Genomic DNA, 22712 nt, shown 5'->3' on the forward strand with positions numbered 1-22712 from the left:
TGGCCATGAGCTTCCGCCAGCAGTCCGCTCCCTACCCCCACTGGGAGTTTGTGCATGCCTCCAGTGGTGACCGTCTGAGAGTGGTCCCTGAACGGGGCGGCCTTCTGACCGAATGGCTGTGCAACGGCCGTGAGATGCTGTATTTCGATCAGGAGCGCTTTGCCGACCCAGCCAAAAGCATTCGGGGTGGCATTCCTGTTCTGTTTCCGATCTGCGGCAACCTGCCCAATGATCGTCTGCCGCTTACTCGCGGAGATTTCACTCTCAAGCAGCATGGCTTTGCCCGTGATCTGCCCTGGCAGATCGCTTTGCTGAGTGATCAGAGCGGCGTGATGCTCACGCTGAGCGATTGCGCCGAGACCCGCAAGGCCTTCCCTTTCGCCTTCAGGATCCAGATGGAGGTCAGGCCGCTCAGTGCTGCGCTGGAGATCAGCATTCGTATCACCAACACCTCCGAGTCGGTGAGTGAGCCCATGCCCTTCAGCTTCGGGTTGCACCCGTATTTCAAGGTGAGTGATCTCTCCAGCACCGCTGTGGAAGGTCTGCCTGAGCGATGCTTCAACCATCTCGAGATGGCTGAAGCCGACACCGCCATGCAGTTGGCTCGACTGACGCAGGGCATCGATTTCCTCACCCATGCTTCCGGGCCGGTGACGCTTGTCGATGAGCAGGACGGTACACGGGTGCAGCTCCAGCACCATGAGCCGATGGATCTCACAGTGGCCTGGACCGATCCCCCTCGAGCGATGGTCTGTCTTGAACCCTGGACAGGCCCCCGGCAGGCGTTGATCAGTGGTGATCGAAAACTGGTGCTCGGTGTTGGAGAGAGCAGTCTGTTGTCCTGCCGTTACAGCGTCAGCTGAAGCCTGCTTATGAACAGCCACCGGCTCTGGTCAGGCCCAGGCTCGATCGGCCCTTGCCAATCGAAGCTGTGAGCGTGGGCCAACCTGCAACGACAGAAGCCGCCCTGAAGATTGTCGTGATTGACGACGATCCCACCGGGTCGCAGACAGTGCACAGCTGCCCTTTGCTGCTGCGCTGGGATGTTCAGACGCTTCGTCGGGGACTGCGGCATCCTTCCCCGCTTCTGTTTGTGCTGGCCAACACCCGTGCACTTGAGCCTGAGGCCGCGGCGGCACGCAACCGGCAGATCATTGCTGCCCTTGAACAAGCCCTTGCAGCGGAGGGGATTAGTGAACAACAGCTGTTGCTGGTCAGCAGGGGTGATTCCACCCTGCGTGGCCATGGGGTGCTGGAACCCGCTGTGCTGGCTGAGGAGCTTGCTGATCGCTTTGGTCCGGTGCATGCCACGCTGCATGTGCCTGCGTTTCTTCCCGGCGGACGCACCACGGTGAATGGGGTGCACCTGCTCCACGGTCAACCCGTCCACACGACCCCTTTCGCAAGCGACCGCAGCTTCGGTTTCAGCACCAGCTGTCTGGATGCCTGGCTGGAGGAGAAAAGTGATGGTGCCATTGCCGCTGCTTCTGTGCTGCGGCTGCAGGGGCAGCAGCTCGACTGCGCCGCCTCTCAAAGAAAGGGTGATCGGCGTTCTGATGGCTTGAACGGCTTCATGGCCCTGGTGAGCTGGCTTGAGGCGCTGGAGGGCAATTGTTCAGTGATCGTGGATGCCGAGAGGCAGGAGCAACTGGATGCACTCGGGGCTGCAGTGCAAGCGCTGCATGGGAGGCGCCGCTTTCTGTTTCGCTCCGCTGCGAGTCTGATCAACGCTCTGGTGGATGGGGGCAGCAAACCACTTGGTCCTCAGCCCATCAAGGCCGATGAGCTGGTGAAGCTTCGACGCCGCGATTCCGATGGACATCGCCTTCCTGGGCTTGTCCTGGTGGGCTCTCACGTGCCGCTGGCCGATCAGCAGCTGAAGGTGTTGCTCAGCGAGTCCCATTGCTGCGGACTTGAGTTGCCGGTCCGCCGTATCGCGAGAGTGCTGGAAGGTGGCACTCCTGATTTGCTGTTGGCTGATCTGGAGAGGGAATGGGTGGCGTGGATGCAGGCTGTGCTCGACCGGAGCCAAACACCTGTGCTGTACACCAGTCGAGGCGAACTGCGTTTTGGGGACGGGAACGCCGCTGATCGTCGCCGGCTGGGTTTCGGTGTTGCCCTGGCACAGCTCACCGCCCGGTTGGTGGCAGCGGTGGCGCCCCGCATCGGTTACCTGATCAGCAAAGGGGGAATTACAACAGGCTCTGTGCTTGCTGATGGTCTTGGTCTTGGGACCGTTTGGCTGGAGGGTCAGCTGTTGCCTGGTCTTTCCATGGTGCGGCCGACACCCGGAGAAGGCCTTGATGGTGTGAATGCCCTGCCTGTGATCACCTTTCCAGGCAACCTTGGCGATGGCGACACGCTGGCCCAGGCCTGGAGATTGATGGAGCTGGCTGAGACGGGATGAAAAGCTTTTTAGGGCTTAACTATAAATTAAATGGAGGCGTTCGTTACTGATAATTTTTCAGTTTTGATGTCTTCCCGATGCCGGGGTTGAAGCTGTTTGTGGGATCAATTTTTTTGTAGAAATTGGATAGGTCGGTTTCGGCTTTGTAGAGATGGCCGACATTGTGTTCGGCAGGATACTTGGCTCCAGCTTGATCAAGAAGAGCAAGGATTTTGTTTTTTAGTTCAACAGCATTCACCCCCTTTTTGACAACAAAATCCCAGTGAAAGACCATGCAGAGAAAGTGCGCCATCTGAAAGGATTCAGCCATTTGGGAAAGGATCTCTTCAGGAAGTAGTTTGTGCCATGTTTCGCAATTACGGGGTAAGGCAATATCAAGTGGAAGCAGTTCGCCGGAATTGTCTTGGTTGAGAATTTGGTAACGGGCCGGTGCATTCCCGGCAACATAGCGATGGAGTAAAGCGGCTTTCCCTTCAGATTCAGTGCATTCAAAGTAGGAGTGATCATCATCGCTTTGCCAGCTTTTCTCAAGCAACTCCTGAGTTTCTTTGATTGATTGATCACTCGTCAGAATGATCATGTGGTGTTCATATTGATCGCGAAAAGACCTCATTCTTGCCGGTAAATGGTCTGGCACCATCTGGGAGATGCAATGCAAGGTTCGGTCCGAGAAGTGATCCTGAAACAAGGACGTCGGCCATTGCGAGACAATTCGATCAACGTTCCGCTTGATGCCAAACAACTTAGGAATAAAGCCTGTTCCGAAATACTTGATGGCTAAGTAAGCGTCCTTGCAATAGAGGTCTGCGCCATCAAAGTAGCTGCGATGCAGGTATTCTCCCATGTCTGGAAGATACTCAAAACCTGTGAGAATCTGCTTGCGCAGCTCCGTGAGTTGCTCAGGTTTGTTCGTTCCCAGATAAAAGACTTTTTCTGTTTTCGGTTTTGGAAATGTGTCCAGTCTGACTGCAAATACTGCCAGTTTGCCTGCGCATCCACTGGCTTCTCGTAAGCGTCTTTTATCAGCGTTGAAGCGTGCTGGTATTGGAGAGCTGACATTTCGCACTCGTTTCTGATACTCATGGTCTGATGCCAGTCGCTCGCCGTTGGCGAGATCTTCGGTGTTGAAATTGGTATTCTGCAGTGTTGTCAATATTTCTTCAGGACTGGTCCCAAGTTCGATTCCAAGATGATTCACCAATTCAAGTTTTCCGTCACGATTGAGTTGAGCGAAAAGTGAATATTCGGTATAAGCGGGGCCTCGATTCACAAGATTCCCGCCGGAGTTGTTGCAGATGCCTCCGACAACCGATGCGCCGATACACGATGAGCCAATCACGGAGTGGGGACCTCTCCCCAGTGGTGATAATTGCTCTTCAAGTTGATAGAGGCTTGAGCCTGCAAAAGCCAAGACCTGATTGCCGCCTTGCAACAGAATGATTTTGTTCAGATTTAATGTATTGATCACAACAACATCTCTTTCGTAATCATCTCCGTCAGGAGTTGATCCACCTGTCAGTCCTGTATTTGCAGCTTGAATAATGATGATTTTGTCGAGTTTGACGCACAATTCCAGGGTGTTCCACAGCTGCAGCATTGTTTTTGGCATGACCACTGCGCATGCAGCTCCCTGTCCGACGCGGATTCCTGTTGTGTAAGGCTTTGTTTGTTCACTCTCAGTGAGAACCTGCTGTTGCCCCAGGATGGCAATCAAGCCGTTCTTCAGTTCCTGCAAGCGGTCCTGTCTCATCGTGGTCTGTCTTCGGCGACCTGCTGTATGCAGCCCCTCATAATCTATTGGATCAATCCATTCGACCGATTGGCTTGTGTCTCCAACGGTGGATTAAACGGTGTCGCAAGACTTGGTAATTTATTCTTTGTCCAATCGTTATTCTTTGATTGGTCTCAAAGCTCAGAATCCATTCTCAGCCGATGTTGATCGTCGCGACCAGTTGTACTGGCAGTTTCAGGTAACTTGTTGCGTTGAATGAATGACAGCTGACAGTGCAACTGTGTATGCGAATGCGGCCATGATGACGGCATCAAGCATGGGCCGCTGCCCGCCCTGAATGGCGTTGGTGTGCTGGATTGATCAGAATCTTTCAATCACTGCATCGGCAAAGCCGCTGCAGCTCACCGGTTCCACAGAGGGCTCCATGAGCCGTGCCAGGTCGTAGGTCACCTGTTGATCAGCAATGGCCGCACTCAGGCCTTTGGTGATCAGATCGGCCGCTTCCTGCCAGCCTAGAAATTCGAGCATCATCACCCCACTCAGGATCACTGATCCCGGATTGATGCGGTTGAGGCCAGCATGTTTTGGTGCCGTGCCATGGGTCGCTTCAAAGATTGCAGCGCTCTCGCCGATGTTGGCGCCCGGTGCCATTCCAAGACCACCCACCATCGCGGCGGCGGCATCGGAGATGTAATCACCGTTGAGATTCAGCGTGGCCAGGATCGAATACTCCTGCGGTCGGGTCTGAATCTGTTGAAAGATGCTGTCGGCAATGCGATCGTCCACCATCACCATCTGTTTCCACTGGCCGCCGCCGTGGCTGGCGCCGATGCTGTCGACCACAGCCTGAACTTCAGCATCAATGGACTGTTTCTTTTCAGGAGTGAGCGTGTCGTAGCCAGGCTCAATCATGCGGGCGTTGGCCTGCACGCTTAAACCGGGATCCTTGTCGAGATTGCCCAGAATCCAGCTCTCTCTCTCCGTGACGCACACATCGCGGAATTCAGTGGTGGCCAGCTCGTAACCCCAGTCGCGGAAGGCGCCTTCTGTGAATTTCATGATGTTTCCCTTGTGCACCAGCGTCACGTGACGCTTATCGCCCTCGAGGCGCAGGGCGTGTTGGATTGCCTTGCGGATGTGACGCTGACTGCCGTGCTTGCTCACCGGCTTGATACCGATGCCTGAACCCTCAGGGATCTGACGGTTGCCCAGCTTGCCGTTGGCAGGGATGACAACTTCGTTGAGATGTCTGCGTAGTTCCTGACCAATCGCATCGTTGGCTTCCCATTCCACACCCATATAAATGTCTTCGGTGTTCTCGCGGTACACAATCACATCGAGATCCTGCGGTCGCTTGTGCGGACTCGGTGTGCCCTTGTAATAACGGCAGGGGCGAACGCAGGAATACAGATCAAAAATCTGTCGCAGTGCCACATTCAGTGAGCGGATGCCTCCACCGACAGGTGTGGTGAGCGGTCCCTTGATGGCCACCCCGTAGCTGCGGATCGCTTCGAGCGTGTCATTGGGTAAGTACTGGTAGGTGCCGTAGAGGTCGCAGGCTTCATCACCGGCGTAGATCTTGAACCATTCGATTGCTCTGGCACCTGCATAGGCCTTGGCCACGGCCGCATCCAATACCTTCTGTGTGGCTGGCCAGATGTCCACGCCTGTTCCATCTCCGCGGATGAACGGAATGATCGGATTGTCTGCCACCACAGGTTGACCATTCTCGAAGCGAATCGGCGTTCCCTTGGTGGGGGCTTGGAGCTTCTCGAACTGAGCCATGGCTGGTTGCCGCAGAGCAGCATCACGTTGCCGCGAGCCTATGACTCAAAGGGCGTTTTCTAAAGTCATTCGATCCGACCTGCGTCCCATGCCGAAGTCCGAGGGAGTATGGGTTGTGGCGGCCTGTTTCAACGAACAGGATGTGATCACACGTTTTCTGGAGCGTGTGTTGGCGGTCCCTGGTGTCGACAAGCTCGTGCTCATTGACGATGGATCGTCCGACGCCACCGTTGAACGAATCCGCACCTGGATGAAGAGTCATGCCGGCTCGCCCGTGACTCTGCTGGAACTCACTCGCAACTTCGGCAAGGAGGCTGCAATGCTTGCCGGCCTCGACCATGTCAACGGTCGCTGTGCAGCAGCTGTGTTGATTGACTCGGATCTTCAGCACCCCCCGGAGCTCATCGAGGAGATGGTGCGCCAATGGCGGGCAGGGGCTGAAGTCGTCACGGCGGTGCGAGATGACCAGGATCAGGAATCGCGCCTGAAAGTGGCCAGTGCTCACTGGTTTTATCGGGTGTTCAACAAAGTGGTCGATTCAATTGAGCTCCAGGAGGGGGCTGGTGATTACCGCCTGCTTGATGCCGCTGTTCTTGATGCGGTGACCCAGTTGCGCGAGTCCAGTCGTTTTTCCAAAGGTCTGCTTCCCTGGACCGGCTACTCAAGTGTTGAACTTCCCTATCAGCGGGTCAGCCGGGTTGGAGGGCAGACCTCCTGGAGCCCCCTCAAGCTGTTTGGGTACGCCTTTGATGGAATTTTTTCTTTTTCTGTTCTGCCCCTGAAAATGTGGACAGGGATCGGCGTTCTGGTGTCCTCGATCAGTCTGTTTTATGTGTTGGTGATCGTTCTGCGCACAGCTCTGTTCGGTGTTGATGTTGAAGGTTATGCCTCTCTCATGGTGGCGGTTTTGTTCATCGGTGGAATTCAGTTGATCGGCATCGGTGTTCTCGGGGAATATGTCGGACGGATTTACGTGGAGGCAAAATCGCGTCCCCACTACTTCATCCGTCGGGTTCACAAGTCCTGAAGAGCGCGCCATTCACGTTGTCGCCAGCTTGAGGCGGCAAAGGGTTGGGAAACGGCAAAACCGGCGGTAACGAGATCAATGTCGAGCGGACCACCGGGGTGAGCCAGCAACAATGGCGGCGTGGAACCTGCTTGTGGTTCCCTGCTGCTCAGCTCTTTCCAGGCAGCGAGTATCGGAGCACCTGCCATCTGGCCGGTGAACAGCACCCCCGCGAAGCTCTGATTGCTGGCCAGCCCGCAGCGCCTGATGGCAGGCCTGGCTTTGCGACTGAGCACTTGGAGCACCATCCACTTCAACAGGCCTGACTGACGGATGGCTTCACTCCAGTAGCGCAAAGGCAGACCGGTGGGCAGCGGCTCTTCCGTTCGTCGTACCCAGGTGATGCCGTTGTCGCCAGCTCTGGCCAGGACAGCCTTCATCACGATCGGCACCAAGTGAATGTGCTGATGGCCATCCAGATGAATGGGGGCGTCACCGCAGAAGCTGCGGAAACGCTTGATCTGAGCCTCCAGCTCCAGACCGAGCTGTTGTTCGATCCGGCGGCGTGTTGCATGGCGCCGTGGCAGCAGTGAAAGCAACAACCACTGACCGAACGATCGCTTCAGATGACCATGGGAATCCACGAGATCGGGCACCACTGATGGGTTGGCGCATGCAGGTCCTTCAGTCAGGCAGAGGTGCAGGCAGATCTGGAGCTGGGGGTGTTTTCGCTCAAGTTGTCGCCAGGCGTGGAAGCCATCGGCAGCGACCGGGCCATTCACCAGCAGGCTGCAGCTGTCCAGCCTCTTCTGGCTGGCGAGTTCGAGAATGGCCTGGTTGGTGGCAGGGCTCAGTCCGAGATCATCGGCATGGCGCAGTGGAGTGACGACGACATCCCTGCGATGCTTGCTGAAGCGTGCGGCCCGCGACCAGATCAGGGCATTCAGTGCGGTGGGAGTGAACACGAGAACGGCGACACGCACCGGCTCACCCAGGGCTTTTGGCAGGGCAAGGGGTAAGACGCCACTCACCGTGAGGTTGACCACGTACTGGATGACCAGCCAGCGTCGAGCGAAGCTCTGGCCACCTGTTTCCGGGCGGAAGGTGAACCTTGCGTGCCCTAGATAACCGGCCAGTGACGCGGCAAGAAAGGCCAGGGGATTCGCCAGCCAGAGGGGCATCAGCAGGCCAAGAGCCACCAGCACCAGGGCATGAACGGCTGCGGCAATCACTCCCACCAGTCCGTAGAGACTGATTCGGGAGCTGAGAGTGCTCGGAATCATGGACACAACCGTAACGGCCACTGGCGCTTCGGAGCAGCAGCCTTCAACCTGTGGACATCGACGATGAACCGGTGAACGCAGGAGAAGCGGTTGACAGCGTGCAGCTCGCCCAGGCTCTGGCTTCGGCCGTGACCCTGGTGAAAGATCGTTTCCCGGCCGTCACCGTCAATCTCAATCCCTGGCGTGATGACCCTCAGACGCGCCGCTGGCACGAGGATCAGACCCTTGATCTGGCCTTTCACTTCCCCGGTTGGAGTCCCCGACTGGAGTGCCGAAGCCTGCTGCTGCAACTGCATCTTCAGCGCAGGTCCGCTGATGGCGAATCTCTTCCCACACCGCATTTGCTGGGGGTTTTGATGCGTGGAATGACCTACGACGGTGAGCGCTGGCGTCTGGTGACGATGGGCGATTGGCACCCTGAGGGTTCTCATCTGCCGCAACCCGAGCAGGTTCAGCGACTGCACGCAATCTGTCGGGACTTGTTTGATTTGTTCGCCAATCCCGCAGCGACGGGCACAGCGGCGTAACCCTTCGCAACCCTTTGGGCTCTCGGGCAAAAATCGATTTTATGGTTCCCTACACCGATCAAGTGTCCATCCCATGTCCGTAGCTCTGGCTGCTCAGCTCCGTGAAGGCACCAAGAAAGCTCACACGATGGCCGAGAACACCGGTTTTGTGAGCTGTTTCCTCAAGGGAGTCGTCGATAAATCCAGCTATCGAAAGCTTGTTGCTGACCTCTACTTCGTTTACTCCGCCATGGAGGAAGAGGTGGATCAACTCAAGGATCATCCTGTGGTGGGACCGGTTGGTATGGAACAGCTCAACCGACGTGAATCGCTTGAGAAGGATCTCGTCTATTACTTCGGCGAGAACTGGAAGGATGAAATCCAGCCCTCTCCTTCCGCAGTCGCTTACGTCGAGCGGATTCATGAAGTGGCGAAGGACTCCCCTGAACTGCTTGTCGGTCATCACTACACCCGCTACATGGGTGACCTTTCGGGTGGTCAGATTCTCAAGAACATCGCGCAGAAAGCGATGAACATGGACGGAGATGACGGCCTGCGCTTCTACGTGTTTGACGAAATCGCCGATGAGAAGGCCTTCAAGACCACTTATCGCGCCACCATGGATGAGTTGCCGATCGATCAGGACACCGCTGATCGCATTGTTGAAGAGGCGAACAATGCTTTTCACATGAACATGCACATGTTCAAGGAGCTGGAGGGCAATCTGGTGGCAGCCATCGGCAAGGTCCTGTTCGGTTTCCTGACCCGTCGTCAGCGCAGCGGCAGCACTGAAACAGCAGCTGCTTGATGACATCGGCTGAGCCTTCGCCTGGGGGGTTCAACTCCATTCGGGTTCTGGTGCCTGGCACCGGAACCCGTTTTCGTTGTGGCGGTTTGAGCGTTGCTCTGCAGACAGCGCGGCTGCTCTCAACCCTTCTTCCCACAGAGGTGGTCACCTACCGCGAACGCAGTGATCACCATCCCTATCTGGAGGATCTGCTGAGGGATGAGCAGGCTCCGGGACATGCTCTCTGGATTGTGAGCTGGGGCTTTGATGTGCCTCGCTCTCTGGAGCGCCTGCGTGGACGCCCCTCCGTGTATCAGGCCCACAGCAGTGGTTATGGCTTTGATCTGCCACCGGGCGTGCCGGTGGTGGCGGTCAGCCGCAACACCCTCGGCTACTGGGGCGACCGCGCTCCTCGCAATCCTCTCTTCCTGGTGCCCAATGCACTGGAGTCTCAGTGGCTTGAACGGGGTGCTCGCCACTTGGCATCAAGCCAGGGAGGCTCCGCAGAGCGTCCGATCGATGTGTTGGTGCAAAGGCGTAAGAGCAGTCCCTACGTTCTCAAGCAGCTGGTGCCAGCGCTGAAAGCCCAGGGACTGACTGTGGAGGTGCAGAACGGCTGGGTGGAGGATCTGGTTGACCTGTTCAACCGCTCCAAGGTCTACCTCTACGACTCGGCGGAGTATTGGCGAGGCCGGGGAGTGAGTGAGGGCTTTGGGTTGCCACCGCTGGAATCCCTGGCCTGTGGCTGTGTGCTGTTCAGCAGCTTCAACCACGCCCTTGCCGACAGCCTGTCGCCTGGTGTCACGGCTCATCAGATCGGCCAGGGAACCCTGGAGAACGACCTGGCGCGTGTCTCTGCGGCGGTCGCGAGTCTGCATCAATGGCGTCCAGATCCTCTGATGATTGAGTCTTTGCTGGAAGAAAGCAGTGAAGCCCGCTGGTGTGAGCGCTGGGGGAAGGTGTTGTCACAGCTGGATGACCTGGGCGCTCACGGTGCTCTGGGTCTTGCGTCGCCACTGGTGTTGCGATCCCCATCCACTCGCCAGCTGCGTTGGGCACAACGCTGGGATCGCTTGCGCGGCAAGATGGTCAATCGGTTGTCCGTCTGGCCTTGGAGCCCAGGCTGATTCTCGGCTGCGAATTAAGGTTCAAATCTGTGGACTGTGCCTTGAGCGCTCAAGGTTGAAAGCTGAGGGCTTCGATGCCGTTTCAAAGCCAGACCTTGACCAATCTGCGCAAGCTGCTGGCTTATCTGCCTCGAAGGCGGAATCAGCAGCTGCTGATTGTCATGGTGGCCGCCTTCTTTCAGGGGGTGATGGATGTTTTTCTGGTTGCCCTGCTTGCCCGGTTGGTTGGATTGCTTGCAGGTAACAATCTGCAGGACAAAATTCCTGGCATCAGGGTTTTTGGTGGTGCTCTGCTCGATCAGGCGGGCTGGATCGTAGGGCTGTTGATCCTCACCTTCTGGCTGGCATCAGCTGTTCGATTCGGCGTCTCGCTGATGCAGAGCCTTCTCAGTGCCGAGATCTGGAATGACCTCGTCAACAGTGTTTACCTCACGCTGATGCGTCAGGAGTATGAATATTTTGTTGGCAATCGCTCCAAAGGAATTGCCTTGCAATTCAATCGGATTTTCAACAATGTCTCCACTGGGGTGATTGCTCCTTTGATCACCAGCTCTGGGAATTTGGTGTCAATTTTGTCGTTGATTGTAGGAATCGTTCTTGTTTTAGGCGTCAAGGCATTCATCGTCTTTTCGCTGATGGTGTTTTCCTATGTGGTCGCTTCGAAATTGATTACTCCTTATCTTCGTTTGGCGACAAAACAAAAAATACGCTACCGCAAGCGAATTTCAATGATCCTGAACGAATCCATTGGATCGATGAGGGAAGTTCAGCTCTATGGAGCAGAGGCATTTTTTTCGTCGCGATTTGCAAGAGATGGAGGAATTGCCAAGCGTTACGACCGGATCAGTCGCCTTTTGCCGGATATTCCTCGATTGGTGATTGAACCAGCGGGGATCACGATTTTGTTTGCTGTCTTTGTCGGCCCCTCCTTGGTTACGGGCGACCTCGATTCCTTTCGGCAGACGTTGCCTGAAATTTCAGCAATTCTGATTGCCTTGCTCAGGATCTCAGGACCACTGCAATCTCTGTTTCGCAGTGTCAACAAACTCCGCGGTGGACTGCCACAGATGCAGGAAGCCCTGGATCTGTTGGAGTTGAGTCCAGATCGTCTGCTTATCAGTTCTGAGGGGGTTCCTTCTCCCAGTGGGCTGATGCCGCAGAGATTCATCCAGCTTAAAAACGTCAGTTTCTCTTTTCAGCAATCAGAAGTCGACATCATTCACAATGTTGATCTGACGATTCCCAGTGGTTCAAGAATTGCTTTTGTCGGTAAAACCGGAAGCGGAAAAACAACGCTGGCCCATCTGATCCTCGGCCTGTATCAACCCACTGAAGGCACTCTTTGTATTGATGGGATTCCTGTTACCGCACAGGAGCTGCCGGCGTGGCAGGCAAATTGTTCATTTGTTCCTCAGAACGTGAGGTTGACCAGTGGCAGTGTTCGCGACAATGTTGCGTTCGGTCAGCATTCTGATTCCATTGATGATGCCCGGGTCTGGACGTCTCTGGAGGCTGCTCAGTTTGACGATGCCGTGGCTGGAATGCCTTACGGGCTTTACACCATGGTTGGACATGATGGTGCCAAGCTTTCCGGGGGGCAGCGTCAGAGACTTGCCCTGGCGCGAGCCTTCTACCGCGAAGCCAAAGTGCTGGTGCTTGACGAGGCCACGAGTGCTCTCGACAACAAGACTGAGCACGATGTGATGCAGGCACTCGACATCGTCGGTCGTCGCTGCACCACAATTGTGATCGCCCACCGTCTCTCGACGGTCAAAAAGTGTGATCGAATCTACGAAATTCTTGATGGCCGGATTGTGGCAAGTGGCAGCTTTTCCGAGCTTTGTGAGAGGTCTGAAAGTTTTCGCGCGATGACATTGCTTGACATCACGAATGGCTGATGTCGTGCTGCTGTCCACAGCGGACTGGGATCATCCCCTCTGGACTAATAAGCAGCACCAGGCGTTGTCACTAGCAGGTCTGGGCCATCGCGTTCTCTATGTCGATTCATTGGGTGTGCGTGCTCCCAGGCCGGATCGTTCTGATTCGCGTCGGATTTGGCGCCGTCTTCGTCGAGGACTGAGAGGGCCTCGACAGGTTTCTGCCAACCTTTGGGTGGTGTCGCCATTGGTCATTCCTGGCCAGACCCGAGGGTTCTGGGGATTGGTCAATCGCCGTAGTTTGGCTCTTTCACTTCTGATTTCTGATTGGTTATTGGATTTTCGACGACCATTGCTGTGGACGTTTAATCCTCAGACCCGGTGTTACTTGAAGCTGAAGAAATTTCATTCCACGATTTATCACTGTGTTGATCGCATCCAGGCACAGCCAGGAATGCCAGTGACTGCAATCGAAACGGCCGAGGTTGATTTGTGTGGTGCCGTCAATGCAATCTTCACCACCTCGCCGGAGTTGCATCGTTCATTGTCTCCTCGCAATGCCGGCACTCACTATTTCGGCAACGTTGCCGATGCCGAGCATTTTGCACAAGCACTCAATCCGAGTCTTGCAACGCCTTCGGATTGTCCAAAGAGATTGTGTGATCGACCGTTGTTGATGTTCATCGGTGCAATCGATGCTTACAAGCTTCACTTACACCTCTTGGAAGTGTTGGCAAAGCGCCATCCTCGTTGGACCTTTTGTTTGATTGGTCCGGTTGGAGAGGCAGATCCCACAACTGATGTTTCTGCATTGGCACGGTTGAGCAATGTGCATTTGCTGGGTCCGAGGCCTTATCAAGACTTGCCTGCCTACCTCTCTCAAGCGGATGTGGCTTTGTTGCCGCTTCAGCTCAATGACTACACGCGCAACATGTACCCGATGAAATTCTTCGAGTACCTCGCGGCTGGTTGTTCCGTGGTGGCCACAGATATTCCATCCCTTCGTGATCAAGCCGATGTGGCCTTGTTATGCCCTCCTGAGATCGACGCTTTCGAATCGGCGATTGAGCGCGTGCTGTCTGGTGATTCCCCTCTGCAGTCCAGACGTCTGGAGCGAGCTTCTTGCCACACCTATCGCAGGCGCACTCAGGCGATGCTTGAGTTGCTTGGGCGGCACGGACTACTGCCTGATGAGCCACTCCCCCCTCAGGCGCCCCCTTACCACCAGTTGAGGGCGCAGTGTCGATGGTCGTGGTTGTGGGGGCAGTGGACGCTTTTCATCGTGCGCAGCTTCGAACGGGTTGGAGCGACAGGTTCGGCCGAGGGTTGGCTGCGACGGGTCTTGAGGGCGCATCCCAGCAATATCGTCCTACTCGGTGGTTTGACGCAGCGGCGTCTACAGGCGGGTGACTACGTCGAGGGGTGTCGCCTGATCGAACGGATCTGGCTCGAGGATGGAGAGGCGGAACTGTTGCATCAGCTGTTGTTTCGACGCGGTTCGCGGCCTGGCAGCAGGATCGATCAGCTGACATTGTTCGATGCGTTGGCTGCCAGTGCGGTTCTGCCGTTTCGCTACACCGGTTACTGCCGAGTGGTGCGGACCTATCGGGCCATTGATGCGAAGGATGAGGTCGCCTTACGGCAAGGTGTTGAGGGTCTATCTGACCTTTTGTGCCAACTCCAGCAGGACCCTGACACCTATCGCTGTCTCAAGCCCAATCGCGAAAACAGGGCCAAGTTGCTCATTTCTGCGCAACTCACACGACTGCGGGCCCTCATGGCTCTGAATGACACCCGAGGCCTTGACAAAGCTTCGTTGGATTTGATCGACAGCACGCAGCGCTATGACCCCTTTGCGATCGATCGCAAGACGGCTTTGCGGATGACGCGCAACATTCTGCGCAGTCTCACGGTGGCGGCAGTGATGGCTTGGCATGCCAAGGATGCAGAGCGCTATGACCGGGTGATCAGTGAGGTGTCTCGTTTGCGGGATGCTTGTTTTCACAAGCGATTTGAACCGATCATTCACAGCACGCAGGAAGATCACCGGGCTTTCGCTGATGCACTGCTGACGTTTCTCAGTGACGCGCGCTGGCCAAAGGATGCCCCGGAACAACGCCCGGAGCTTGAGCAGCTTGTCGATCCTGTGCTGCTGGTGTATTTCCCCGATTTGCGCCGTCAGCGTGCTGAAAAGGCTCGAAGCTTTCTGCAGTCGTTGGATCCAACAGCAGAGAGCTGATGCGTTCGGTGCGGATCGCCTTCAGCATCGATTCCCTCAAGTTGGGTGGGGCCGAGCGCGTGCTGTTGCGTTGGGCCAGCTGGTGTCAGCAGGCCGGTTGGGAGGTGGTCGTGATTACGCGCCAGTCTGCTCAGCGTGATGTTTATCCCTTGCCTCCAGGGGTCAGGCGCTGCCAGGAGTCCTCATTGCCATGGCCTTGGGAACGATTGGGCTGGTTTGCCTTTCCCCTGAGGGTCTGGAAATTGCGCCAGCTCCTGCATCAGCAACGTTGCTGTTTGGTGGTGGGTGTCACCACGCTTCCTGCGATCAAGTTGTTGCTGGCTTGTTTCCGTTTGCCGATCCGCTGCGTTGTCTCGGAGCGCAATTACCCGCCTGCCAAACCTCCGCTCCTTCCCTGGCGTTGTCTGCGGCGCATCACTTATCCCTGGGCTGATTTGCATCTGGTGCAAACACAGATCACCGGCAATTGGCTGCGTCGCCATTGCGGCGCGCGTCGTCAGCTGCTGTTACCCAATCCGGTGACCTGGCCTTTGATCGATCGTGAGCCTTTGGTGGACCCGAACGACTGGCTACCTGAGAATGTGCCCTTGCTCCTTGGGGCTGGAACCAAGGCACAACAGAAAGGGTTTGACCGTCTGATGCCGGTGTTTTCCGCTCTCGGTGCCAGATATGCCGATTTACATCTGGCCCTTGTGGGTCTGCCTCAGACCCCCTATCAGGGACTGGATCAGCAGGCTTGGTTGCGAGCCACCCTGGGAAACGACGCTGATCTGCAGCAGCGATTTTTGTTGCCAGGGATGGTGGGTTCCATGGCCTCCTGGTATGCACGGGCAGCGGTGTTTGTGCTGCCTTCCCGCTACGAAGGTTTTCCCAATGTGTTGCTTGAGGCGATGGCCGCAGGCTGTGCCTGCATTGCCAGCGACTGCCTGACCGGTCCTGCCGAGTTGATTGAGCACGACGTCAATGCTGTCCTGATGCCGGAGGATGCCTCCAGTGAAGACTGGGTGCTGGCGATTGAACAGCTTCTGCTTGAGCCTGAGCGCCGACGTCGCTTGGCCCATGAGGCGATGGAGGTGCGTCAGCGATTTGCACCTGAGCGCCTCCGCCATGATTTTCTTGAGGCACTGCGACCACTGAGCGATGGATGATCTCTGGGTCGTGCTGCCCCATCTCGGGGCTGGTGGCGCACAAAAAGTCGGTCTGCTTGCCGCTGAGCATTTTGCGTCTCAGGGTTTGCGCGTAAGAGTGCTGTCCCTCCGGCATGGCCACCCGATCAAGCATGCGCTTCCCGCCGAGGTAGACGTGTTCGACTTAGGTCCGGATGAGGCCGCGTTGCACCCTTGGCTCAGTGATGTCGCCAACCGTTCGTTGCTGGCCCGTTCACGTCGCTTCAGCTTGGCTCAATTGATCAAGTTGCAACGTCTGTTGCTGCGAATCGCCATCGCGCTTTGTTGGCCGTTGATCGAGCGGCAGATGCATCCTGAGCGCAGCACCTGGGCGACGCGATTGTTGCAGCGTGGGATGCCCCGTCTGGCCGGCTTCCGCTATGCACGTCTTCGCAAGCTGATTGTGGAGCAGCGTCCTAGACGCATCCTGGCTCTGCTGACCAAAACCAACGTTCTCTGTTGTGCAGCTGCGTGGGATTTGCCTCTGCATGTGGTGGTGTCGGAACGCAACGACCCCCGGTTGCAGCGTCTTGATCGTCTGTGGAGCCGGTTGCGCTGCGTTTATTACCGACGAGCCGATGTCGTCACGGCCAATACAGAAGGAGTGTTGCAGGCCATGCGGGAGATGGGGCATTGGCAGCGCCTGGATCTGTTGCCTAATCCACTTCCCGCTGGTCTGAGTCAGCACCGTGGGGTTGGGCTGTCTTCCCAGCGGCAGCATGAGGTGCTGGCTGTGGCACGCCTGGTGCCTCAGAAGGGGCTCGATGTCTTGATCGGTGCCTTCGCATTGCTTCCTGAACCGATCCGTTCGGGCTGGAGGCTGACCCTTGTGGGTGATGGGCCTGAACGTGCTGCTCTGGAGGGATTGGTGGACCGCTCTGGGCTGCGCTCCGTGGTCAGCTTCGAGGGGTTTCGTTCCGATCCAGGGTTGTTCATGCAGCGGGCATCGATCTTTGCCCTGCCATCCCGGTTCGAGGGCATGCCCAACGCTTTGCTGGAGGCGATGGCCACAGGTCTTCCTTCAGTGGTCAGTGACGCCTCGCCCGGTCCCCTGGAGATGGTGCGTGATGGCCATCAGGGTCTTGTGGTTCGCACCGATGATGTCGTCGCCTTTGCTGCCGCGTTGCAGCGTTTGATCCAGGATGCGGAGCTGCGTCGGCGCTGCGGCGACTCAGCTCAGCAGACACTGCGGTCACTGGACTGGGAGGTGGTCGAGCCGCACTGGCGTTCGGTGCTGGCCCTGCAGGCACAGCCATGACCGGCTCAACCCATCGCCGCCAGGGGAAGCAGAAGCGTGTACTGGTGTTGGCACCATCCGCTCGGGCTGCCAGCGAGACCTTCATTCGCGCCAATCTGCGCGGTTTGCCGTTTGCGTTGATCGCCTATTTCGGTGATGAGCTGCCCCTTAATGCGCCCTGGCGGCTGGCCTATGGCAGTGCGATTCTGCTGAGCAAGCTGTTGACCCGATTGCATTGGTTGCGACTGGCTGGCTGGCCTGCGGCACTGGTCGCCAGCGCATTGATCCGGCGCCATCAGCCCGATGTGGTGATGGGGGAGTTCGGCTTTGAGGCGGTGAGGGTGATGGAGGCCTGTGCCTGGAGCGGTGTGCCGTTGGTCGTGCATTTCCGCGGCTCCGATGCTTCAGCGCAGGGTCGATTGGGTTTGTTGCGCGGGCGCTACCGACGCCTGTTGGCGATAGCCGCTGGTGTGATCGTTAAATCCAGGCCGATGGCGGACACCTTGATGGCCCTCGGCGCCAGTGCTGATCACTTGTTGATCAGCCCATCCGGTGCGAACCCTGCACTGTTTTATGGCAGTTCTCCGGCGCAGGCTCCTCCGAAGTTGCTCGCTGTGGGGCGCTTTGTTGCCAAGAAAGGTCCGCTTCAGACGATCCGGGCTTTCTCACAGCTGTGCCTGAAGCTCGAGTCTGCAGATCCAGAGCCATCCCTCTGGATGGTGGGGGAAGGACCTCTGCTCAAGCAGGCGCGCTCGCTGGTGCGCAATCTGGGACTGCAAAACCGCGTTCATTTTCTTGGGATGCGCTCACAGGAGCAGGTGGCTGATCTGATGCGCCAGGTGCGGGCTTTTGTTCAGCATTCGATGGTGGCGCCTGATGGAGACAGTGAAGGCAACCCTGTTGCGGTGATGGAGGCCCAGCTCAGTGGACTGCCTGTGGTGGCGACCCGCCACGCCGGGATTCCTGAAGTGGTGATCGATGGGCAGAGCGGTCTGCTTGTGGAAGAAGGTGATGAGACCGCGATGGCCCAGGCGATGGCCCAGCTGGTGCAAGATCCAGCTCTTGCAGCTCGTCTGGGAGATTTCGGGCGACGGCGTGTTCGGGAGCACTTCACCATCGAGCACCACCTTCAGCAGGTTTCGCAGCTGTTGCATCAGGTCATGCAACACCGGTCGGAGCCGCTGCCATGACAGCCAATTCGCTGCCAAGGCGCAGGTTGCTGTTGATTCGCGGTCTTGGGCACAGCGGTACAACGATCCTGGATCTTTCACTTGGAGCGCATCCTCAGCTGGTGGGCCTCGGGGAAGCTGCACGAATCCTGGAACGACCAGCGCCAGGGGATGAGCGACGTGGGCCTGCCCAGCTCCGCCGTGAACTGCGCTTCAAGCGCAGTTGCACCTGTGGTGCGGTGGCCGCGGCATGCCCGGTCTGGGGGCCGATGTTGGAGTGGCTGCCTGCCCATGACGGATGCTCACTTTCAGAAAAAACAATGCGACTGCTGGATGGCGTGAAGAAGCACCATCCCGAGGCCCACTGGGTGGTCGACTCCTTCCAGGACGACATGGTTCTTCCTTGTTTGAAGGAACCCGACCTGGAGATTCGCATTGTTCATCTCACTCGGGACCTTCGCAGCTGGGTGCATTCCCGCTCCCGTGATGGTCGGCGCCGCCGGCAATGGTTGCCTGGTTTGAAGCCGTTGCTGCGTTGGTGCCGCGTCAATGCGCGTCAGGCCTCGAGACTTGACTCCTCGGGGTGGCCTGTGTTCCGGCTGGGTTATGAGCAGCTTGCTCTCGATCCAGAAGCAAGCCTGAGGAGGCTGTGTCAGTGGCTGGACATTGACTTTGATGCGCGGATGCTGGCGCCAGCACAGCATTCCAACAGTCACATTCTCTCTGGAAACCGGATGCGCTTTGATGCGAGTCGTGGTAAGTCCATTCACTACGACGGAGCCTGGTTGCAGCAGCCATCCGGGCTCGCACAATTGGCGTTATCGCTGCCCTGGGTGGCACGAATGAATCGCAAATTGGTTTATTCGGAGAACAGCTACAACGCATCAAACAGCGATTAAAGACAGGCGTTATTTGCTGAAGTGGTTCTCAGAGATGGCGAAAAATTCTTGCGTATTCAAAATCTTTGTTTTCCTGGTAAAGCACTTCATAGTTTGAGAGGTTAATTCCAAATTGAGTTAATTTGTAGCCAGTGTCAATATCAATAAAATAGTCCCCTTTTGCGGGTGTGTAATTCATGCCTTTGTTGATGCCGTCTTTGATTGTGTATTGCTTGGTGTCGAGGTCGTAAAACACGAGTCGGTCATAAGGTAGCTGTCTCATCTGATCGGAGTGTTTGAACCAGCCTTTTGAATAAATGAGATTAACCGTTTCACCGCGCTCTCTTGCTTCGCTGGCAATCTTCTTTGCCTGGTTGTAAGTTTTTTGCCAAGATCTTTGCTTCCAGCTGATGAAGCTTGCTCGCTCTTGAAATGTGTTGGCTTGCCGATCTTCAATGGTAAGGAGTAAAAGCGTGGCTCCAATTGCAATGGTCTGGGCCTGGCGTTTGTTGAGGCGCTGGTTCAGTCTTGGAGCGGCAAGCGTCTCCCAGATCAGCAGAATGTCCAGAACTGCGACGAACTGAATTGGCAGTGTCATGTAGTTGCTGCCATCTAGCCCAACCAGTGCGTAGAGGGCGAATCCGTAGGCAAGAGCGGCAACGTTGAGAACATCCAGCGTTGTTGCGTCTGTGCGGTTGCGCTGGATGAGCCAAAGGCGTGTCGCGATGAAGCCAATGAAGAAGATCAGGCGAATATCCAGTGCAAACACCGAGAAGCCCAAGTGAGCGTCATAACGCTGAACTTCAGCAGCGAGGCTTGGGAGGGCGCTCAGGATCATGAAAGACGCCAAAAAGAATGGAGCCAGGCTGCAGAGCGCGATTTCTAAGGCATAGGCTTTAATCCATTCGGCGGGTTTTATTGAGTCCCAGCTTGGGTAGTTCTGCATCTTGCCAAGGCTGCCCAGAAGTATCGTGCTGGCTGCGGGGATGACAGCAAGCAGGATTGCGGTGTCCTTGAAAAATGGAATGAGCAGTGCAAACAGCAGAGCATAAAGGCCATTCTTCTCTCGTCCGGAAAATTGATAAATTGCATAGTGGTAGATGTATAAGGCCAAAAAAAATGTCAGTATTCTTTCGCTGTAAATAAATTGAAAATAGTTGAATGCTGTCGCGCTTGTAAATAAAAACAGCAAGCTTCCCATGAGGAACAGCGTGGAGCCGGTCTTTTTTTGATTGATGATTTGGACGATTCTGCAGCCCAGAATAATTGTTGTAATTAATTCAACTGCGCTGATTAGAGACCAGATTTTGGTGTAAGGCGTAAACCAGCTGAGAATATGTAGATCCTGATGGGAGAGAGGGTAGAAACGGAAGTCGTTTCTACCCATGGTTTCTCGGATGAAACTTTGTCTGAGGCTGAAGTTGTTCAGCAGCTGATCAGTGTAGATATCGTCATACCAGGTGAGAATCTCTTTGTAAAACCAGCTGCTTTCATTCACCATCACGACCGTATAGGCCGTGAAAACAATGGTGACGACTGGATGCCTCTTGATGAAATCAAGGATTCCTGCCAGCCAGCCAGATTGATTTGAACCGCTGGCTTGCTCTTCTGGCGCGTTGTTGATGGCGCGAATCAGGATCCCAGTGAGCAGGATCAAAATGATGATCAGTCCTGCATGGGCGATGTCGTTGTACTGCCTTAGGAAAGAATCTCTGGCTTCTTTCTCGAGGATGCCGATGCCGCTCTGGCCGGATTGGATCCACAGTGCCAACACTGCACCAATGATCAATGTGATCCCAGAGGCACCAGAGAGCCAGATGCTCCAGCGTTGTGCGAACTGTGACCCCTTGCCTTGCATCGATTCAGTGAATGGTCAGGTTGGGCAGTGTTTTCACCAGATCATCGATCGCTTTCACTTGCTGCAGGAAAGGTTCCAACAGGTCCAGTGGCAGTGCGCTTGGGCCGTCACAACGGGCATGATCTGGATCTGGATGGGCTTCAAGGAAGAGGCCAGCCAACCCCACTGCCATTCCTGCTCTTGCCAGATCAGCAATCTGGCTGCGGCGCCCACCTGAGGCAGCACCACCCGGATCACGGCACTGAAGTGCGTGGGTGACATCGAAGATCAGAGGCAGATCATCACAGCACTGCTTCATCACCCCGAAGCCGAGCATGTCCACGATGAGGTTGTCGTAACCGAAGTTGCTTCCTCGCTCACAGATCAGCAGCTGGTCGTTGCCACACTCTCTGAATTTTTCAACGAGATTTCCCATCTGTGATGGGCTCAGAAATTGTGGTTTTTTGATGTTGATCACTGATCCAGTGCGTGCCATCGCTTCCACCAGATCGGTCTGCCGGGCCAGAAAGGCAGGCAGCTGGATGATGTCGCAGACCGCGGCTGCAGGTTTGGCCTGCTCAGGACTGTGAACGTCGCTGATCACAGGAATTCCGTGTCTTTCCTTGACCTCGCTCAGAATCTCCAGCCCTTTCAGCAGCCCCGGGCCGCGGTAGGAATGAATCGATGATCGATTGGCTTTGTCATAGGAGGCCTTGAAGACCAACGGGATGTTGAGCTTCCGGCAGATCTGCTTGTAATGCCCCGCGACTTCAAGAGCAAAGTCTCTGGACTCCAGCACATTGACGCCGCCGATCAGCACAAAGGGGGCGTTGTTGGCGAAGCTGATCGATCCAAGGGTGACCTGCCGCGCGGTCATGTTGTCTGAGCTGCGGGCGAAAGCTTACGTCTCGTGCCTTTGTTGGCCGTAACCTGCGCCGCAGAGAGTGCAATCAGTGGTGACGGTGAGTCCGATCCCGATTTTCATCGGTTACGACCCGCGTGAGCGGGCTGCCACCAACGTGTTGATCGACAGTCTTTATCAGCACAGCTCGGTGCCTTTGGCGATCACACCGCTGGTCACACCACAGCTGGAAGCTCAAGGGCTGTTCTGGCGCGAACGCGATCCGAAGCAGAGCACCGCCTTCTCGTTCACACGCTTCCTGGTGCCTTATTTGATGGGCTACGAGGGCTGGGCACTTTTCATGGACTGCGACATGCTCTGCAGAGGCGACATCAAGTCACTCTGGGAGTTGCGTGATGACCGCTTTGGTGCCATGTGCGTACAGCATGAGCACGTGCCCGGTGAGACGGTCAAGTTCCTCGGCGAAGTGCAAAGCGCCTATCCGAAGAAGAACTGGAGCTCACTGATGTTGCTGAACTGCAGTCGTTGCCTGCAACTCACGGTTGATTACGTCAACACGGCCACCGGGCTGGAGCTACATCGCTTCCACTGGCTTGAGGGAGATCATGAGATCGGAGCTCTTGATTCCGGATGGAACCATCTCGTTGATGTGCAGGAGGCGCCCCCTGATGCCGTCGGTGATGGCGGACCGCGTCTGCTGCACTGGACTCTGGGAGGACCCTGGTTTCGCGAGCAGCGCACCATGGGTGGCGTTCTTGCTGCTGAGTGGTTCGGTGCGCGTGATGACGCCATGAAGTTCTGGGACTGATCCAGT

19 protein-coding genes are annotated in these 22712 nt (G+C 56.3%); 13 read left to right on the plus strand and 6 right to left on the minus strand.

The genetic code is table 11. The features are described 5' to 3' along the window. Positions 1–5: 5 nt before the first annotated feature. Positions 6–863: a galactose mutarotase gene (locus tag SIB73_RS13565; RefSeq protein ID WP_413404310.1), complete on the plus strand. Its 858-nt coding sequence runs from the start codon at positions 6–8 to the stop codon at positions 861–863. Positions 864–967: 104 nt separating this feature from the next. Next, a complete protein-coding gene (locus SIB73_RS13570; RefSeq protein ID WP_413406146.1) occupies positions 968–2407 on the plus strand; it encodes a four-carbon acid sugar kinase family protein in 1440 nt (479 codons plus the stop codon). Positions 2408–2450: 43 nt separating this feature from the next. On the opposite strand, the gene dld is transcribed toward SIB73_RS13570, so the two are convergent. Continuing rightward, on the minus strand, positions 2451–4157 hold the full coding sequence (gene dld, locus SIB73_RS13575; protein WP_413404309.1) for a D-lactate dehydrogenase: 1707 nt from the start codon (positions 4155–4157) through the stop codon (positions 2451–2453). 342 nt (positions 4158–4499) lie between these two features. After that, a complete protein-coding gene (locus SIB73_RS13580) occupies positions 4500–5924 on the minus strand; it encodes an NADP-dependent isocitrate dehydrogenase (RefSeq protein ID WP_413404308.1) in 1425 nt (474 codons plus the stop codon). An 88-nt stretch (positions 5925–6012) separates the two neighbouring features. Here SIB73_RS13580 and SIB73_RS13585 point away from each other — a divergent pair, with 88 nt between their 5' ends. After that, positions 6013–6951, plus strand: a complete 939-nt coding sequence (locus SIB73_RS13585; RefSeq protein WP_413404307.1) for a glycosyltransferase family 2 protein — start codon at positions 6013–6015, stop codon at positions 6949–6951. Here SIB73_RS13585 and SIB73_RS13590 read toward each other — a convergent pair. Continuing rightward, the gene (locus tag SIB73_RS13590; RefSeq protein WP_413404305.1) at positions 6939–8213 is read right to left on the minus strand and encodes a ChbG/HpnK family deacetylase; all 1275 of its coding nucleotides are present in this window, start codon (positions 8211–8213) and stop codon (positions 6939–6941) included. The genes SIB73_RS13585 and SIB73_RS13590 overlap by 13 nt on opposite strands. Positions 8214–8284: 71 nt before the next feature. Between SIB73_RS13590 and SIB73_RS13595 the strand changes: the two genes are divergently transcribed. From SIB73_RS13595 to SIB73_RS13610, 4 genes are all read left to right on the plus strand, one after another. Then, positions 8285–8740, plus strand: coding sequence for a hypothetical protein (locus tag SIB73_RS13595; protein WP_413406144.1), 456 nt, complete (start codon positions 8285–8287; stop codon positions 8738–8740). Positions 8741–8813: 73 nt separating this feature from the next. After that, positions 8814–9527, plus strand: coding sequence for a heme oxygenase (biliverdin-producing) (locus tag SIB73_RS13600; RefSeq protein ID WP_413404304.1), 714 nt, complete (start codon positions 8814–8816; stop codon positions 9525–9527). Continuing rightward, a complete protein-coding gene (locus tag SIB73_RS13605) occupies positions 9527–10633 on the plus strand; it encodes a glycosyltransferase family 1 protein (RefSeq protein WP_413404302.1) in 1107 nt (368 codons plus the stop codon). The genes SIB73_RS13600 and SIB73_RS13605 overlap by 1 nt, the downstream gene beginning before the upstream one ends. A 74-nt stretch (positions 10634–10707) precedes the next feature. Further along, positions 10708–12531: an ABC transporter ATP-binding protein gene (locus SIB73_RS13610; protein ID WP_413404300.1), complete on the plus strand. Its 1824-nt coding sequence runs from the start codon at positions 10708–10710 to the stop codon at positions 12529–12531. A 44-nt stretch (positions 12532–12575) separates the two neighbouring features. On the opposite strand, the gene SIB73_RS13615 is transcribed toward SIB73_RS13610, so the two are convergent. Further along, entirely contained in the window at positions 12576–12758 is a 183-nt protein-coding gene (locus tag SIB73_RS13615; protein ID WP_413404298.1) for a hypothetical protein, read from the minus strand. A 206-nt stretch (positions 12759–12964) separates the two neighbouring features. Between SIB73_RS13615 and SIB73_RS13620 the strand changes: the two genes are divergently transcribed. From SIB73_RS13620 to SIB73_RS13640, 5 genes are read left to right on the plus strand one after another with little or no spacing between them, the layout of a single operon-like run. Further along, positions 12965–14749, plus strand: a complete 1785-nt coding sequence (locus tag SIB73_RS13620; protein WP_413404296.1) for a glycosyltransferase — start codon at positions 12965–12967, stop codon at positions 14747–14749. Beyond that, a complete protein-coding gene (locus SIB73_RS13625) occupies positions 14749–15897 on the plus strand; it encodes a glycosyltransferase (protein WP_413404295.1) in 1149 nt (382 codons plus the stop codon). The genes SIB73_RS13620 and SIB73_RS13625 overlap by 1 nt, the downstream gene beginning before the upstream one ends. Continuing rightward, complete coding sequence (locus tag SIB73_RS13630; RefSeq protein ID WP_413404293.1) at positions 15890–17173, plus strand: glycosyltransferase; 1284 nt, start codon at positions 15890–15892, stop codon at positions 17171–17173. The genes SIB73_RS13625 and SIB73_RS13630 overlap by 8 nt, the downstream gene beginning before the upstream one ends. Then, positions 17170–18342 (plus strand): glycosyltransferase, encoded by a 1173-nt coding sequence (locus SIB73_RS13635; protein WP_413404291.1) that lies wholly within the window; start codon positions 17170–17172, stop codon positions 18340–18342. Before SIB73_RS13630 ends, SIB73_RS13635 begins: the two co-directional genes overlap by 4 nt. Next, entirely contained in the window at positions 18339–19220 is an 882-nt protein-coding gene (locus SIB73_RS13640; protein ID WP_413404289.1) for a sulfotransferase, read from the plus strand. Before SIB73_RS13635 ends, SIB73_RS13640 begins: the two co-directional genes overlap by 4 nt. A gap of 28 nt (positions 19221–19248) precedes the next feature. Here SIB73_RS13640 and SIB73_RS13645 read toward each other — a convergent pair whose 3' ends face one another. Both SIB73_RS13645 and kdsA read right to left on the minus strand, forming a co-directional pair. Further along, on the minus strand, positions 19249–21057 hold the full coding sequence (locus tag SIB73_RS13645) for a hypothetical protein (RefSeq protein ID WP_413404287.1): 1809 nt from the start codon (positions 21055–21057) through the stop codon (positions 19249–19251). A 4-nt stretch (positions 21058–21061) separates the two neighbouring features. Then, positions 21062–21913 carry a 3-deoxy-8-phosphooctulonate synthase gene (kdsA, locus tag SIB73_RS13650; RefSeq protein ID WP_413404285.1) on the minus strand — a complete coding sequence of 284 codons (852 nt, stop codon included), beginning with the start codon at positions 21911–21913 and terminating at the stop codon, positions 21062–21064. 76 nt (positions 21914–21989) lie between these two features. Here kdsA and SIB73_RS13655 point away from each other — a divergent pair, with 76 nt between their 5' ends. Then, positions 21990–22706 carry a hypothetical protein gene (locus tag SIB73_RS13655; RefSeq protein ID WP_413404283.1) on the plus strand — a complete coding sequence of 239 codons (717 nt, stop codon included), beginning with the start codon at positions 21990–21992 and terminating at the stop codon, positions 22704–22706. Positions 22707–22712: the final 6 nt, after the last annotated feature.

It is taken from the genome of Synechococcus sp. MIT S9509 (assembly GCF_047303035.1).
In the GTDB taxonomy this organism is placed as follows: Bacteria; Cyanobacteriota; Cyanobacteriia; order PCC-6307; family Cyanobiaceae; genus Synechococcus_C.